Source organism: Maribacter sp. MJ134 (assembly GCF_003970695.1).
In the GTDB taxonomy this organism is placed as follows: Bacteria; Bacteroidota; Bacteroidia; order Flavobacteriales; family Flavobacteriaceae; genus Maribacter.
In genome coordinates this window covers 382,145-399,849 of record NZ_CP034570.1, presented here as the reverse complement: position 1 = coordinate 399,849, position 17,705 = coordinate 382,145, and the positions used below count along the sequence as shown (strand labels likewise).

At 40.4% G+C, this 17,705-nt stretch carries 7 protein-coding genes; 1 reads left to right on the top strand and 6 read right to left on the bottom strand.

Translation table 11 applies throughout. The features are described 5' to 3' along the window. Positions 1 to 340 precede the first annotated feature (340 nt). The 4 genes from EJ994_RS01685 to EJ994_RS17570 all read right to left on the bottom strand — a co-directional run bounded on the left by EJ994_RS01685 (position 341) and on the right by EJ994_RS17570 (position 11,096). Positions 341 to 4,096 carry a beta strand repeat-containing protein gene (locus EJ994_RS01685; RefSeq protein WP_126590918.1) on the bottom strand — a complete coding sequence of 1,252 codons (3,756 nt, stop codon included), beginning with the start codon at positions 4,094 to 4,096 and terminating at the stop codon, positions 341 to 343. A gap of 211 nt (positions 4,097 to 4,307) precedes the next feature. Further along, complete coding sequence (locus EJ994_RS01680; protein WP_126590917.1) at positions 4,308 to 6,323, bottom strand: OmpA family protein; 2,016 nt, start codon at positions 6,321 to 6,323, stop codon at positions 4,308 to 4,310. A 12-nt stretch (positions 6,324 to 6,335) separates the two neighbouring features. Next, positions 6,336 to 7,289 (bottom strand): type IX secretion system membrane protein PorP/SprF, encoded by a 954-nt coding sequence (locus tag EJ994_RS01675; protein WP_099574332.1) that lies wholly within the window; start codon positions 7,287 to 7,289, stop codon positions 6,336 to 6,338. A 12-nt stretch (positions 7,290 to 7,301) separates the two neighbouring features. Next, positions 7,302 to 11,096 (bottom strand): Ig-like domain-containing protein, encoded by a 3,795-nt coding sequence (locus tag EJ994_RS17570; protein ID WP_241240827.1) that lies wholly within the window; start codon positions 11,094 to 11,096, stop codon positions 7,302 to 7,304. 316 nt (positions 11,097 to 11,412) lie between these two features. On the opposite strand from EJ994_RS17570, the gene EJ994_RS01665 reads away from it, so the two are divergent. Beyond that, positions 11,413 to 13,002 carry a peptide chain release factor 3 gene (locus EJ994_RS01665; RefSeq protein WP_126590916.1) on the top strand — a complete coding sequence of 530 codons (1,590 nt, stop codon included), beginning with the start codon at positions 11,413 to 11,415 and terminating at the stop codon, positions 13,000 to 13,002. A gap of 37 nt (positions 13,003 to 13,039) precedes the next feature. On the opposite strand, the gene EJ994_RS01660 is transcribed toward EJ994_RS01665, so the two are convergent. Then, complete coding sequence (locus tag EJ994_RS01660; RefSeq protein WP_126590915.1) at positions 13,040 to 13,354, bottom strand: DUF3467 domain-containing protein; 315 nt, start codon at positions 13,352 to 13,354, stop codon at positions 13,040 to 13,042. A 46-nt stretch (positions 13,355 to 13,400) separates the two neighbouring features. Further along, positions 13,401 to 17,699 carry a DNA-directed RNA polymerase subunit beta' gene (gene rpoC / locus EJ994_RS01655; protein ID WP_126590914.1) on the bottom strand — a complete coding sequence of 1,433 codons (4,299 nt, stop codon included), beginning with the start codon at positions 17,697 to 17,699 and terminating at the stop codon, positions 13,401 to 13,403. Positions 17,700 to 17,705 lie beyond the last annotated feature (6 nt).

The window sequence follows — 17,705 nt, the reverse complement described above, 5'->3', positions numbered from 1 at the left end:
TCTTAGGAGTGAATTCAATTGCCAGCTTACGAATTCTATTTCATAATTATTGAATCACTACTTTATGGAGATAATAATATTCAATCTATTTGAAAATTTGAATAACAGATTTTTCTATATAGGAACAGCTTGAAAATAAGATTCAATTGGAGTTGAAAACCAATAGCATAAAGTGTATGATTGGTAGGGCCTTTAGAGTAACTAGAATAAGGTATAGGACAAAACAAAAATCTAAAACCACTTAGCAAATGTGCTTATAGGGCTTTGAGGGCGATTGCATGTGTATGTCGAGAAGAAGAAGAAGAAGAAGAATGTTTTGCGGAGCACACCCTAGAGACAATTAATTTTTCTTTATGCGATAGGTAATCCTGCGATTGGTAATCACCGTAAAGGTCTTTAATGTACTCATAGGTGAGAACTCTGAAGTAGAATTCGCAACTGTGGCTGTAGCCGTAATATCCTTTCCTGAAGTTACTCCCAACGGAATACTAAAAGTAAATGTAAATTGATTGGTATTGTCCGTATTATTATCCAAATCTAAATAAGATGATGTTTTTGAATTCGTATCAGCACCACTACCCTCTACAAAGGAGCCAACAAATACCTGACCCTCACCATAATCCGTTGATAAACCTAGTTGATTAGCTCCAGCAACAGCGGTTCCTTCAGAAATATCAGTTAGAAAGAACTCTATGGTTGCTCCGGGTATAGACCATCCGGTAACAATAATGCTTGTACTGTTAATATTTGCTGTTTCTATAATTGGAAAGTTAATCAAATCATTGGGGCCTGTATCGGAATCATTTAGATCATTGATGGTAACGCCATCTGCCACAGTGCCAGAGGCCACTAAATCAATTCCTAATGCAGCGCCATCTGTTCCATTATTATAAAAGGAATTTTGCGATATTAAATTTCCATTCTCCCCTGGGTTTCCTACCATTACCAAGCCAGCTCCTCCATTATCAAAAATAATATTATTACTTATCTGAGAATCGTTACCTGATAATCGAACGCCATAGTTTTGAACAGTACCGGAACATGCTCCACCGTTTTGACCTGAACCAGTTATCGTATTGTTTAGAATGGATACGTCACCTGATATATTCACTGCATCTATTCCCATAGAGGCAGAATTTTCAATTAAATTATTTTGAATTACAATCCCAACTCCTGATTTAATCTCAATGCTATCGTCACATGCTGTAGCTCCATTGGATAAAAAGTGATTGTCTTCTATTACATTAGAACTACCCCCATTTATATAAACTCCTGCATCTGTGACCGTTGCAATATAGTTGCGGCCTACCAAAATATCCCCGGCTTGATTTTCTACTCCAAAATCAATGCTGCCCGCATTATTGCCCAATGCGTTTACACCTAGCAGATTTTCAAGTATTTGCGCTGAACCACCATTAATGCGTATGGCTGCATTGTTATTGGCATAAACGGAAAGATTTCTAATCGTAACATTATCCCCGCTGGTCCGAAATACATCACCTCCATTTCTATGCACTTGTATTTCCGGTAGATTATAATCAGGTAAGATGATACCAGTAGTCCCAACAGGCGTTCCTCCAGACCCTATTGTTCCCGTATTGGTATTTCCTGAATATGCCGTTTGTGTTCGTCCATCGATTATAGTATTGTCCGAAGTTATGGCAGTTAAAGGATTTCCATTGGAAATAAAAATATCAAAATAACCTGCAACATAATTACTGTCGGCCGGTCTACCTTGAGGATCACTTGTTGTCGGAATCATAAATACAGAGGTATCCATTCCTGGAGCAGGGTCAAAAATAACATTAGCATCTATGTCCAGTCCTGTCTCATCCAAATTGTTTGAATTGACGATAAACTGTTCTAAGGAACCCTGACCATCTTCATTGGTATTTACTATGGTATTGAAGTTAAAGCCAAAATCGACATCAATAATTCCGCTCGCATTGATAAATATAGTCGATACCGACTGGGCACCAGTCAAAGTGCCTAGCGGAGTATCTTCGCCTGCTGGATTCGCTCCGCCTACTTCATCAACAACATCGGTAAGACCAGCACCAGTATCAAATCTTCTAAATGTTTGAACAGGGTAACATGATGAGCATGCAGCTCCACCACCTCTATTTGAAAAAACAGTAGAATTAACCACACGCAATGAATATGTATCGTTAGGAATTCCTCCAAATACATATAGTCCGTTCCCATCGGTTATTTGAGTGTCTACAAGACTGCCGGATGAATTATATAATTCTACGGATACCCCTTCAACCGGTATTCCACCCGCTGTAGTGATATCTCGACCAGTGCCACCTGGATAATTTACATCCTCAAAGACAGTTCCAGTGATCAAATTTGACGGTACCTTAATAACCACACCGTTAAGCAGAACAAAATCTCCTCCCATTTCTACATTCGTAGTTACTGATGACTCAGCTGGGGCAATAAATGAAGATATATCGTAAGTATCTAAATCAAGACCATAGGTAGTGGTATTATTTATATTTGGAAGTACCGTATTATCAAAAATTGTAGAATTGTACGGATTGTCCACGGTTACTCCGTCGTTATCCCCATCGCCTGCGAGCTTATTGGTACCCAAGGAGGTGGTTATAGAAAGTTGTTCTCCGCCGGTAATCGATTGATCTCCCTCCCAAGACAAAATGGTTGTCTTAGCTCCAGAAGCAGCGATTGCATAGAATCCATCAAGTGTAAAACTTACAGGTGTTGTCGTATTTTGGTATCCCTGAAAACCTTGATATAGGTTTAGTGATACCGCAGGTAACGAAGCTTCTTCATAAAAAATCATCAAACTCCATCCACCCAATGTCACTTGACCCGAGCAATAAGAACCAGTATTATCTACGTTCAAACCTGAAAAATCAAAAGTATTGGTACTTATACTACCTATAGGAATACCTTCCACGAGAGTTGTAACATCCGCAATCATCGAATAAAAGGAAAGTGCACCTATGAAGGACTCATTTGCGAAATCTGCATTAATATTCTGCCCTTCAAGCGTAACCTGTAAATCGGGGCTGGTACCAGAATGTGTCCAGAATAAAAAGGCCTGCTCTATCTGTGCGGTGGCGGGCACAGTGGTGGTTAGCGTATTGCTAGATGTCGTTACTATAGAACAGGTATTACCACTATTATCCTGGTCACGCATACTGCCACCAGTAAGAGCATAATCATAATACCCATTATATTCCCTAAATAGTGACAAGGGCGTATTTGACTGCACCTCATTATCTTCGATAGTAATAGTAGCCGTATCCGTAAAATCCACTATTGGGTCAGAACTTGAAACAAATTCAATTCTAAAATCTTCAGGTCCTTCAATAAACGTATCATCTAAAATTGACACGGTTATGGTTTCCGTATCACCTACAGTCCCATTAAAATTCAAAGTCCCGGAAGATAGAGCATAATCGGTTCCCGCCGTAGCCGTAATATCGGCTGTCTGATAATTTACTGTAAAAGGACCGGTAGCAGCATTACTGGAGTGCGTGGCTGTTATAGAGACCATGCCGTCCGTTTCATTAAACGTAACGTCGTTTACGGTAACAGTTGGACTATACTGAGCGGTAAATAGGACGTTATCTACGAAGATGGTTTCCGTATTTCCCCAATCATTATTATCACTAAAAAAAATGATTGCCGGATTAGAAGCAATTTCGTCACTTGTTAAATCATACGTAATTGTTCCCGAATCGGAGGTGTTTATTGAACCTACCAAATTCCAAACAAATGTGTTTGAGTTATAGATGTAAACATCTAATTGTTCATCTCCCCTGGAAGTGGCGTTGTAGTCCAATGTTAATGTTACTGAAGATGCGCCAGCTATAGGAACAAATCTATATATCCACGCATCATCCATATTCCTGAACCTGAGCTGATTGGAATTTATTCTAATATCTCCGTTAGAAGGACTCCCATTATCATTTTGCTCAATCCAGTTTGAACTAAAATTTTGAGTACCGTTATTGTTACTATAAGAAACGACATTAAAATTATCTAGAAACGTATCTTGCGCATTTACATTTGAGATAATGATTGTAGTTAAGACAAAAATTAAAGGATAAATCCTATTCAACATAACAGATTTTAATCGTCTTGGTTAAGTAAAAACCATAAAATCAAATGTAATCTTGAATAAATTGTTAAATTATTTATTGTTGTGAAAGCGGTAAAAGGTATAGGCGAAATAACGGAATTCTGTGGTTGTGAGAAACTTATAATTTCTAAGAACCGGGCTATTAACTAAAAAAAGATTATGATTTTTTTGTTTGGAAAAGGAATTTACTATACTATTCCATTATAATAAACTCAGAACGTCTGTTCAAATCGTGCTTTTCGGATGAACACTTAATTCCATCTTCACACTCATTGATAAGTTTTGTTTCTCCAAATCCTTCACTCGCTAACCTGTCCTTTGAAATACCATTTGTTATCATATAATTAATGGTTGATTCCGCTCTTTTTTGGGATAACCAGAGATTATAAGCTGCAGGCCCTCTACTATCAGTATGGGAGTTGACCTGTATCTTAAGACTCGGATATTTCTCCATGGCAGCGATTACCTTTTCTACCTCTATTTCAGAATCTTTGCGGATATTGTATTTATCAAAATCAAAATAAATAGTACTCAATTGCAGTAACTTGGCCAAATCGTCTCCAAAACCAGCTGTAATCGTATCTCTTTCCAAGTAAAAATCAATTATTTTGGGCTTACCATCAGAGATGCCAACATATTCTTCAAATGGTATATAACCCTCCATCAGGGCCCTTACAAAGTTTCCTTGATTACAATCTAAAACTAAACTATAATTACCGTCAGAGTCCGTTATGGTAGAAAATATCTCCTCATTCTCCTCATTTATGACCTTTACCGTAGCACCTACCAAGACTTCATTTGAAATTTTGTCCCTCACCGTTCCAGTAACTTTTTGCACACATTCAAAAACAAGTGGTTCTTTTTCAACCAATGCGTAAATATCGTCAGCTCCTAGCCCATCTTCCCTGTTCGAAGCCAAATAACCTTTTCTAGTTTCCTCATTGAAGATAAAAGTAAAGTCGTCCTTATTACAGTTCACGGGTTCCCCGACATTCATGACATTACCAGTAAAATCCTGTCGTTTTATTTTCGTAGCAAAAACGTCCAATCCTCCGAGTCCGGGATGACCATCAGATGAGAAATAAAGAATTTCCTCACTAGTCACAAAAGGAAAGGTTTCCCTTGCTTCCGTATTGATATTGGATCCTAAATTTTCTGGTGTTCCAAACGTTCTATCATTATTAATGGATGTTTTAAATATATCCGACTCTCCAAGCGTACCCGGCATGTCTGAAGCAAAGTACAAAGTCTTCTCGTCGGGACTTAGCGCTGGATGCGCCACGGAATAGGAATCACTATTAAAGGGAAGTTCCTCAATTTCAGTCCAATCACCATCAATCAACTGTGCCCTGAAAATTTTCAATCGTATAATCCCTTTTTCGTCCTTCTTGTACTTTCCTTCTACAAAATTATTCCTGGTAAAATATATTGTTTTACCGTCTTTGGTAACTATTGACGTTGACTCATGTAAGCGCGTGTTAATCCTATCCTTCCGTTTTCCCAAATCATCGGAAGTAGTTGTATTCCCATTATCTAAAGGAATTGATTCTTTTTTTCCTTTGAGGTCTATTTTTACTACATTATTAAGCGATACACTATCCGCATTTACCCTATATAAGTCTAAAAAATCCTTGGAATTCCAAGTATGTCTATATCGTGCAAAGTTGCCGGTATCCCTATCCGATGAAAAAATAAGCCCTTCTTTATAATAAGACGGAGCAAATTCCGAGTAAACCGAGTTATATTCAAAAGGCTTTAATTCATACCGCCCGGAGTTAGCCTTAATCTCTGCCAAATAGTCTTTTTCACTCTTGAATACCGAAGCTCTGTTATCTCCCGAGGTAAGCATGGTGAATTTGGACATCACTTCGTTAGACCCATCATAATCGCCGAGCGTTTTTAGTGTCTGAGAGTACTTAAAATAATCCTCAGGGGTGATATCATTTGGGTACTCCGAATCTAATTTCTTATAGGTTTCAGCGGCTTCCTTGTACTGCGCGTTATAGTAATAGGAATTTCCTAATTTTTTCAATAAATCCGCTGAAGTATATCCCTTCTCAATTACTTTTTTATAAATATCAATGGCCGGACTAAAAGAATACTCTTCATACTTCTCATTTCCTTTATTGATAAGCCTTTCCTGCGCTTGGGAAAATTCCAAACCACATATCATTAAAAGCAGAACCAAAAGCTGTAATTTTTTCATCATGGTTTGTCTGTTTTAGAAGAATCGGGGAGATACTAATCTTTGGAACGATTTTACCAATTCAAATCGTAAAAATACTTCAAAAGACCCATCGTTGAACTGTGTTCCGCCCAAATCAGTAGTCTCTTTATCGTAGGCTAGGCCCAACATAAACTGGTCAGAAATCTGGAAACCGGCCATAGCACTTAAGGCGGCATCCCAACGATAAGCCGCTCCAAAAGTAAATTTCTCATTGAACATAAAGTTAGCTGAAAAGTCAACTTGTAACGGAGCTCCGCCCACCATCTTGGTCAATAATGCAGGTTTGAACTTTAGATTGCCATTTAAATCAAAAACGTAACCGGTTATCAAGTAGAAATTAATACGCTCCTTGGAAAGAAACTGTACCGTATTCGCATCTCTCTGGGAATTATCAAAATGCTCTGTTTGTAATAAGTTAGGAGCGGATAGGCCCGCGTAAAACTTGTTGGAATGATAATACAGTCCTAAACCCACATTTGGCGAAAACCTATTCTCTATGTTATCTGAATTTACAGGCTCTGCATCAAAATTCCTTAACTTATTAAAATCTAGATTTAATAAATTACCTCCTGCTTTTAATCCAAAAGACAATTTACCCTCTCTGGACACATCAATAGTATATGATATGATTCCGTCAAAATAAGTTTCTTGAACTACCCCATCCCCTATTTCGTCATTTACTATGGACACACCATAGCCTAATTTACTATTCCTGATAGGAGAGTGAAGGTTTAGCGTTTGCGAAGTCGGAGCGCCATCGAGACCGACCCATTGCGCCCTGTACAAAGCAGCAATACTAAGTTGCCCACGAGAACCTGCGTAAGCCGGGTTGACACTCATGGTATTGAACATATACTGCGTATACTGAGCGTCTTGCTGGGCATTGACCAATCCAATAAAAACAAAGGATAATAGCGTAACAATAGTAAACTTATTCCTGATATTCATATGGTTATAGTATTATCTGCTGATGTAAATATACTCACTATCAACTTTATTTTCCCCATCCAAGGTAGTATAGTCAAATATATAATAATAGATACCCGAAGGGAGATAGTCTTCAACACTTAAGGTTGATCTTCCTCGTGAGCGTCCATCAAAAACATTATTTTGATTGTTATAATTCTCTCCCTCGTACACAGCAACTCCCCATCTGTTGAATATTTTTAAAGAACTGGTTCTAATACCTTCCACTCCTCTTATAAACAAGAAATCATTCTTTCCATCTGCGTTTGGAGTTACCATTTGGTTGACCTCAATCTCTAATATTTGAGGTTCATTGACGGTCACAGTTATGATTGCCGTATCGCAAGTGCCTGCTGCATCACATACGGTGTACTCAAAAGTGTCCGTACCACTAAATCCTGTATTAGGAGTATAGGTAAAGAAATCATCAGTAATATCGTCGGGTGTTCCTCCGTCATTTAGTACCACTGTGCCGTTGGAAGGGTCAGTGAAAGTGATAGTTCCATCTGCCGGAATATTACTATCATTATCTAACATTGTAATATCTACGGAAATTTCAGGGTCCGTTGTAAACGAATCATCTACCACATCCAAAACAGGAGGAGTTCCCACTGTTATAGTAACTATAGCCGTATCGCAGTTTCCAAGCGCATCACAAACGGTATACTCAAACGTGTCCATACCATTGAATCCGTCCTCTGGCGTGTAAACCAGAAAGTCGTCCGTGATATCATCCGGAGTACCGCCGTCGTTCAATACCAGGGTACCGTTGGAAGGATTGGTGAAAGTGAGTGTTCCGTCTGCCGGAATACCAGTGTCATTGGCAAAAATATCAATATCAACTGGGGTATTCTCAAGTGTGGTAACGCTATCGTCTATTGCATCCAAAACACCACTATCAGGATCAAGGTAGTCGGGGGTGCCGTCACCGTCCGTATCATCATTTGTCGGGTCGCCGTCGTTGTCCAAATCCTCGTCGGGAGTGTCGATGCCGTCTCCGTCGTCGTCAAGGTCACGGTAGTTAACGTCCTCCGTACCGTCCGTATCCGGTAAATCGTTCTCTGGGTCGTCTATCTCGTCGTTCACGTCGAAACCATCATCGACATCGCTACCCTCGTAGCCGTCGTCAAGACCGTCACCGTCCGTATCCACTCCCGTAAAGGTCTGGTCCGGTACTCCGTCGAAATTGAAATCGTTACCCTCGTTGTTGTCAGGGACCGTATCGTTGTCACTGTCGTCGTCCAGATAGTCCGGACTGTCAGTACCGTCCGTGTTCACAGGGGTAAGACCGCCGATGTAGGCACTGTTCACCCCATCGTTCGACGCGTAGGTGGCCGCATCGTCGTCGTTGGGAGCTATATAACCTGCCGTCGTTTGACCTTCAACATTGTCCGGAATACCGTCGTTGTCGCTGTCTATGTCCAAATGGTCGGGCTTGCCGTCACCGTCCGAATCCAGGGGATCCGTCAACGGGTCGTTGTCACCATCCACGTTCGGGTCCTCCGTCGTATCCAATATACCGTCGTTGTCGTCATCTAGGTCAACACTATCGGGTACGCCGTCGCCGTCCGTATCGGGATCGTTATCGTCCGGGTCAAGGTAGTCGGGGGTGCCGTCACCGTCCGTATCATCATTTGTCGGGTCGCCGTCGTTGTCCAGATCCTCGTCGGGAGTGTCGATGCCGTCTCCGTCGTCGTCAAGGTCACGGTAGTTCACGTCCTCCGTACCGTCCGTATCCGGTAAATCGTTCTCTGGGTCGTCTATCTCGTCGTTCACGTCGAAACCGTCATCGACATCGCTACCCTCGTAGCCGTCGTCAAGACCGTCACCGTCCGTATCCACTCCCGTAAAGGTCTGGTCCGGTACTCCGTCGAAATTGAAATCGTTACCCTCGTTGTTGTCAGGGACCGTATCGTTGTCACTGTCGTCGTCCAGATAGTCCGGACTGTCCGTACCGTCCGTGTTAACAGGGGTAAGACCGCCGATGTACGCACTGTTCACCCCATCGTTCGACGCATACGTGGCCGCATCGTCGTCGTTGGGAGCTATATAACCTGCCGTCGTTTGACCTTCAACATTGTCCGGAATACCGTCGTTGTCACTGTCTATGTCCAAATGGTCGGGCTTGCCGTCACCGTCCGAATCCAAGGGATCCGTCAACGGGTCGTTGTCACCATCCACGTTAGGGTCCTCAGTAGTATCCAATATACCGTCGTTGTCGTCATCTAGGTCAACACTATCGGGTACGCCGTCGCCGTCCGTATCGGGATCGTTATCGTCCGGGTCAAGGTAGTCGGGGGTGCCGTCACCGTCCGTATCATCATTTGTCGGGTCGCCGTCGTTGTCCAGATCCTCGTCCGGAGTGTCGATGCCGTCTCCGTCGTCGTCAAGGTCACGGTAGTTAACGTCCTCCGTACCGTCCGTATCCGGTAAATCGTTCTCTGGGTCGTCTATCTCATCGTTCACGTCGAAACCGTCATCGACATCGCTATCCTCGTAGCCGTCGTCAAGACCGTCACCGTCCGTATCCACACCCGTAAAGGTCTGGTCCGGTACTCCGTCGAAATTGAAATCGTTACCCTCGTTGTTGTCAGGGACCGTATCGTTGTCACTGTCGTCGTCCAGATAGTCCGGACTGTCAGTACTGTCCGTGTTAACAGGGGTAAGGCCGCCGATGTACGCACTGTTCACCCCATCGTTCGAGGCGTACGTGGCCGCATCGTCGTCGTTGGGAGCTATATAACCTGCCGTCGTTTGACCTTCAACATTGTCCGGAATACCGTCGTTGTCACTGTCTATGTCTCTGAAATCAGGTTTTGAATCGGTATCGCTATTAATTGGTATCAATCCATCACCTCCATATACACTATCTAGCCCATCATTATTTCCATCCACCCCAGAAGGAATTATGAAATTATCGATTGACTGAGCTTCCAAATTATCGATAAGACCATCGTTATCACTGTCAATGTCCTGAAAGTCAGGAATACTATCACTATCCACATCAATTGGATGTAATCCTTCTTCGTAAGAATCATCGATTCCATTTCTATCACTATCACCACTAGGAGGAACATAATCCTCCGAAGTTTGGGCTTCCACTTTATCCTTTATACCGTCATCATCAGAATCAAAGTCACGGAAATCAGGAAATTCATCCATGTCTGAATTTATGGGATCTATTCCAAAACCAAAACTCCCTTCATAAGCATCATCCAAACCATTTTGGTTTAAGTCAATTTCCAAGGGAGATACATAATTTAAAAAGGGTTGGGATTCTACATTATCTCTGATACCGTCTAAATCCGAATCCAAGTCGATATAATCAGGCAAAACCGACCTGTCAGAATTAATTGGCATTATTCCAAAACCATACGAACCTTCATAAGCATCATCAAGACCATTATCATTATTATCAACTCCTGAAGGACCGACATAGGCAGACGTTAATTGACCCTCAACATTATCAAGAATACCGTCATTGTCTGAATCAATATCCAAATAATTGGGAATGGAATCACCGTCGCTATCGGTGGGATTTGTCAAATGATCGTTATCACCGTCCAAATTAGCGTCTTCTGTAGCATCTAGTATGCCATCATTATCGTCATCAATATCGTCTATATCTAGAATACCGTCGCCATCCATATCCTGAAAAACAAACGCATATGAAAAATTATGAGCATCTACCCTATTAACCGATATAATGAAACAAACTAAAAATCCGAACAGAACCTTATCGAGCAAAGAAGTTAAACTTCTACTTATTAAACAGGTACTTTTTTCCATAAATGATAGTTTTTATTGAACTATACACCATGGCGTGTAGGAAATTACAGTAGTAAGACGTGGGGCTATCTATAAAATACTATGCAAGATAATTTTAAAATTGCAATACTCAAATTCTTAACTACATATTAAAGCTCGAATGCCTTTAAATTCATAATTAATCGATGAACTGCAATTGTCATGACCGTTATCTTAGCATTTTAGACACAGAAAACAACACCAAGTCACAAAACTATGATTGTTATTTTTAAGTCTAAACAGACTCTAGTTTTAGACTGAGCAAGTTATTTGACTTATTTTTGTTCAAATTTTTAGTATGAATTTTAAAGATGAAATTGAGAGACGAAGAACTTTCGGTATTATTTCTCATCCCGATGCGGGAAAGACGACACTAACAGAGAAATTGCTGTTGTTCGGAGGTGCAATTCAAGAGGCGGGGGCTGTAAAGAACAACAAGATAAAGAAAACGGCAACCAGTGATTTTATGGAGATTGAGCGGCAACGAGGAATTTCAGTAGCTACTTCTGTTTTGGCGTTTATTTATAAGGATAAAAAAATTAATATACTTGATACTCCTGGACATAAAGATTTTGCGGAAGATACTTTTAGAACTTTAACCGCGGTAGATAGTGTCATCGTGGTAATCGACGTTGCCAAGGGTGTGGAAGAGCAGACAGTAAAACTTGTTGAAGTTTGTCGTATGCGAAATATTCCAATGCTGGTTTTTATAAATAAGCTAGATCGCGAGGGTCAGGATGCCTTTGATTTGCTAGATGAATTAGAACAGAAATTAGGACTTTCCGTTACCCCTCTGAGCTTCCCTATTGGTATGGGATACGATTTCAAGGGTATATATAACATTTATGAAAAAAATATAAACCTTTTCAGTGGGGATAGCAAAAAGAATATTGAAGAAACCATCGCATTTGACAATATAGATAGTCCCGATTTAGAAAAAACAATCGGGTCTAACGCTGCAGAAGAACTACGTGAGAATCTAGAATTGGTTCAAGGAGTTTATCCGCAATTCGATAAAGAACTATATCTGGAGGGTAAACAACAGCCTGTTTTCTTTGGTTCTGCTCTTAATAATTTTGGAGTAAGAGAATTACTGGATTGCTTCATTGAAATAGCACCGTCTCCTAAATCCAAGAACGCGGAAGAAAGGCTTGTTAAAGCTAATGAGAAAGAGCTCACGGGATTTGTTTTTAAAATTCATGCCAATATGGACCCAAAACACAGGGACCGTTTGGCTTTTATAAAAATAGTCTCGGGCACTTTTGAGCGTAACAAACCTTATTTACATGTACGCCAAGGTAAAAAACTGAAATTTTCTAGTCCAAATGCTTTCTTTGCCGAAAAAAAAGAAATCGTGGATATCTCCTACCCAGGCGATATTGTTGGCCTACATGACACAGGTAATTTTAAAATTGGTGACACACTAACCGAAGGTGAGTCTTTACATTATAAAGGCATACCAAGCTTTTCGCCAGAACATTTTAGGTACATCAACAATGCGGACCCTATGAAGTCCAAGCAGTTGTACAAAGGAATAGACCAGTTAATGGATGAGGGTGTAGCACAGTTATTCACGCTAGAATTAAATGGGCGGAAAATCATCGGTACCGTTGGCGCCTTGCAGTTTGAGGTCATTCAATATAGGTTAGAACATGAATATGGTGCTAAATGTAGTTACGAGAATTTCCCTGTTTATAAGGCTTGTTGGATAGGCAACGAAAATAGAAAGACTGATGAATTCAAGGATTTCGTGAGGGTCAAACAAAAATTTCTAGCCAAAGACAAAAAAGGTCAGCTGGTGTTCTTGGCAGATTCTCAGTTTTCGCTACAAATGACACAAGCAAAATATCCTAAAGTAAAGCTTCACTTTGTATCGGAGTTTGAATAAAAAAAGCCCAGCATAATAATTTTAGCTGGGCTTTTTTTTACGCTTCTCCTGTTGGTCCAAAATTTAATGGAATTGGAGGTTGTTCATAATCCTTTATGGTTCCATGAGCTTTTTCAAAGCGTTGAACGTTATCATTTAAGGCCTTTAAAAATTTCTTGGCATGTTGTGGTGTCAAGACAATTCTGCTCTTGACTTTAGCCTTAGGCGCACCGGGCATCATACTAATAAAGTCTACCACAAACTCTGAAACTGAATGATTGATAATGGCTAGATTGGAATAAATTCCCTCTGCGGTCTTTTCATCAAGCTCTATATTAATCTGTTTTTGCTTTTGATTCTTGTTGTCACTCATTGAACTAAAATTATAAAAAAACCCCCAATGATTGGGGGTTTCTAAATTAAAATCTCAAGGCCTCTTTTCTGGCCATAATCTCATCATATTCTTCTTTGGACCCTACGATTATGTTTTCATAATCACGCATACCGGTACCAGCCGGGATTTTATGACCTACGATAACATTCTCTTTAAGTCCTTCTAAAGTATCTACCTTACCACTTACAGCGGCCTCGTTCAACACCTTAGTTGTCTCTTGGAAAGAAGCAGCGGAGATAAACGACTTCGTTTGAAGCGATGCTCTTGTAATACCTTGAAGTATTGGAGTTGCAGTTGCAGCAACGGCATCCCTGGCCTCTACTACATTTTTATCATTACGCTTAAGAAGTGAATTCTCGTCTCTAAGCTCTCTTGGTGTTACTATTTGACCTGCTTTCAGGTTTTCAGATTCACCAGCTTCCATGACAACCTTCTTACCGTAGATTTCATCATTCTCTCTGATAAAATCATCTTTATGTATTAATTGGTTCTCCAAGAAGATAGTATCTCCTGGATCTACAATCCTTACTTTACGCATCATTTGCCTAACTACCACTTCAAAGTGCTTATCATTAATCTTCACACCTTGTAGACGATATACTTCTTGAACTTCGTTCACCAAATATTGCTGTACGGCAGATGGGCCTTTTATCTTTAGAATATCTTCTGGAGTTATGGATCCATCGGATAAAGGCATACCGGCTCTGACATAATCGTTTTCTTGAACAAGAATCTGATTGGATAGTTTTACCAAATATTTCTTTATCTCACCTAGTTTAGACTCGATGATAATCTCACGGTTACCTCTTTTGATTTTACCAAAGGAAACTACACCATCAATCTCAGAAACTACAGCTGGGTTCGATGGATTACGAGCTTCGAATAATTCCGTTACTCTCGGAAGACCACCGGTAATATCACCCGCTTTTGCAGATTTACGAGGTATCTTCACCAAGATTTTACCTTCTTTTATCTTATCACCATCATCTACCATAATGTGAGAACCTACAGGTAAGTTGTAGGAACGTAATGTCTCACCCTTGGCATCTTGTATAAGAAGTGTTGGTATCAACTTCTTATTTCTAGATTCAGAAATCACCTTTTCTTGGAAACCGGTTTGCTCATCAATCTCTACTTGATAAGTTACCCCTTGTTCAATATTCTCATAAGCGATTTTTCCAGGGAATTCTGAAACAATAACACCGTTATAAGGATCCCATGAACAAATCACATCTCCCTTAGCTACCTTAGCGCCATCTTTAATGAACAATTGAGACCCATAAGGAATGTTATTGGTACTCAAGGTAATTCCGGTCTTAGCATCTACAATTTTTATCTCTGATGTTCTGGATATAACAATATCAGCTGGCTTCCCTTCGGAATCCTCGCTTTTCACCGTTCTCATATCCTCGATTTCAGCAATACCCGCAAACTTAACCTCTAACTTGTTCTCTTCAGAAATGTTACCTGCAATACCACCCACGTGGAATGTACGCAAGGTCAACTGAGTTCCAGGCTCCCCAATAGACTGTGCGGCAACTACACCTACAGCCTCTCCTCGTTGTACCATTTTGTTGGTAGATAAATTTCTACCGTAACATTTGGCACAAATACCTTTTTGAGCTTCACAAGTCAGCGCTGAGCGTACTTCAATACTCTCCACAGGTGACGCCTCTACCCTCTTTACATCAGACTCCATTACTTCCTGACCAGCGGATAGTATTAATTCCTGTGTTAAAGGGTTATAAACATCGTGTAGGGAAACACGTCCTAAAATACGTTCCCCTAATGTCTCAACTATTTCTTCATTCTTCTTAAGGGCTTGTACTTCTACTCCCCTTAAGGTCTCACAGTCCTCAATATTGATAATTACGTCTTGGGAAACATCAACAAGACGTCTAGTCAAATAACCAGCATCCGCAGTTTTCAAAGCAGTATCCGCCAAACCTTTACGAGCACCGTGTGTTGAGATAAAATATTCAAGAATTGACAATCCTTCCTTAAAGTTGGAAAGAATTGGGTTCTCAATAATCTCACCGCCACCGGCGGTAGATTTTTTAGGTTTCGCCATTAATCCACGCATACCTGTCAATTGGCGAATTTGCTCTTTTGAACCCCTTGCACCAGAATCTAGCATCATATACACCGAGTTAAACCCCTGTTGATCCTCACGGATACGTTTCATGGCCAGTTCCGTTAATTGTGCATTGGTTGAAGTCCATACATCAATAACTTGATTATAACGCTCATTGTTGGTAATAAGACCCATATTATAATTGGCCATTATACCGTCTACCTGACCGTTAGCATCAGCTATCATTTCATGTTTCTCCTTAGGAATAATAATATCACCTAAGCTAAAGGATAGTCCACCTTTGAAAGCGAATTCATACCCCATTGTTTTTATCTTATCCAAGAAATCGGCTGTAGTAGGTACATCTGTTACGGCCAATATACCTCCGATAATGTCTCTTAAGGATTTCTTGTTCAATACGTCATTTATGTAACCCGCAGCTTCTGGAACTTCCATGTTGAACAAAACTCTTCCTACCGTAGTTGGAATAATCTTATTGACCAATTCTCCTTCTTCGTTGAAATCCTTTGCCCTAACTTTTATACCTGCATTCAGGTTGACCATTCCCTCGTTAAAGGCAATCTCAACTTCTTCATACGAATAAAATGTAAGTCCCTCTCCTTTAATTGGAACTTCAGGAGTTGATTTACGCTCTTTGGTCATGTAATAAAGACCCAAGACCATATCCTGAGAAGGTACCGTTATCGGAGAACCGTTAGCAGGATTCAAAATATTGTGAGAGGCCAGCATTAATAACTGAGCTTCTAAAATAGCTTCTGGTCCCAATGGCAAATGAACCGCCATTTGGTCACCATCAAAATCCGCATTAAATGCAGTACAGACCAATGGGTGAAGGCGAATAGCCTTACCTTCGATTAGTTTTGGCTGAAATGCCTGAATACCTAAACGGTGAAGGGTAGGAGCCCTATTCAAAAGAACCGGATGTCCTTTCAATACGTTTTCAAGAATATCCCAAACTACAGGTTCTTTCTTATCTATTATTTTCTTAGCGGATTTGACCGTTTTTACAATACCTCTTTCGATTAGTTTTCTAATTACAAAAGGCTTGTATAGTTCAGCGGCCATATCTTTTGGAAGCCCACATTCGAACAACTTCATCTCTGGACCAACCACGATAACCGAACGCGCAGAATAATCCACACGCTTACCCAATAAGTTTTGACGGAAACGCCCTTGCTTACCCTTGAGTGAATCCGATAAGGATTTTAATGGCCTATTAGATTCTGTTTTAACAGCAGACGCCTTCCTAGTATTATCGAAAAGAGAATCTACCGCTTCTTGAAGCATACGTTTCTCATTTCGCAAAATTACTTCTGGTGCCTTTATCTCTACCAATCTTTTTAGACGGTTGTTACGGATAATAACCCTTCTGTACAAGTCATTCAAATCCGAAGTAGCGAAACGACCACCATCCAAAGGAACTAAAGGACGTAATTCTGGCGGTATTACCGGAATCACCTTCATAATCATCCACTCAGGATTGTTCTCTCGGTTATCTTGAGATTCCCTTAGGGCCTCAACAACCTGAAGTCTCTTTAAAGCTTCGGTTTTACGCTGCTTGGATGTTTCTGTATTCGCTTTATGTCTTAAATCATAAGACAACTGTTGTAAATCTATTCGTCCCAGTAAATCAATTAAACATTCAGCTCCCATTTTAGCGATAAACTTATTGGGGTCTGAATCTTCTAGATATTGATTTTCTTGAGGAATTTCTTCTAATATATTAAGGTACTCCTCTTCGGTTAAGAAATCCATTTTTTGAATCTCCGCTCCTTCAGGACCTTTAGCAATACCTGGCTGAATAACCACGTAACGCTCGTAATAGATTATCATATCTAACTTCTTGGAAGGTAGTCCAAGCAAGTATCCTATCTTATTGGGTAAAGAACGGAAGTACCAGATATGAGCAACGGGTACCACTAAATTAATATGACCTACCCTATCCCTACGTACTTTTTTCTCCGTAACCTCTACACCACAACGGTCGCATACAATACCACGGTAACGTATACGCTTATATTTACCACAAGCACACTCATAATCCTTCACAGGACCAAAAATACGCTCACAAAAAAGACCGTCACGTTCTGGTTTGTGCGTTCTATAGTTTATTGTTTCCGGCTTTAAAACCTCACCTCGGGATTCTGCCAAAATTGCTTCTGGCGACGCTAATCCTATTGAAATTTTATCAAACCTTTTTATTGGGTTATTATCTTTTATTCTTGCCATAATAGC

Coding starts and splice junctions, on each gene's coding strand:
- EJ994_RS01685 (WP_126590918.1), bottom strand. CDS start 4,096: ATGTTGAATAGGATTTATCCTTTAATTTTTGTCTTAACTACAATCATT.
- EJ994_RS01680 (WP_126590917.1), bottom strand. CDS start 6,323: ATGATGAAAAAATTACAGCTTTTGGTTCTGCTTTTAATGATATGTGGT.
- EJ994_RS01675 (WP_099574332.1), bottom strand. CDS start 7,289: ATGAATATCAGGAATAAGTTTACTATTGTTACGCTATTATCCTTTGTT.
- EJ994_RS17570 (WP_241240827.1), bottom strand. CDS start 11,096: ATGGAAAAAAGTACCTGTTTAATAAGTAGAAGTTTAACTTCTTTGCTC.
- EJ994_RS01665 (WP_126590916.1), top strand. CDS start 11,413: ATGAATTTTAAAGATGAAATTGAGAGACGAAGAACTTTCGGTATTATT.
- EJ994_RS01660 (WP_126590915.1), bottom strand. CDS start 13,354: ATGAGTGACAACAAGAATCAAAAGCAAAAACAGATTAATATAGAGCTT.
- rpoC (WP_126590914.1), bottom strand. CDS start 17,699: ATGGCAAGAATAAAAGATAATAACCCAATAAAAAGGTTTGATAAAATT.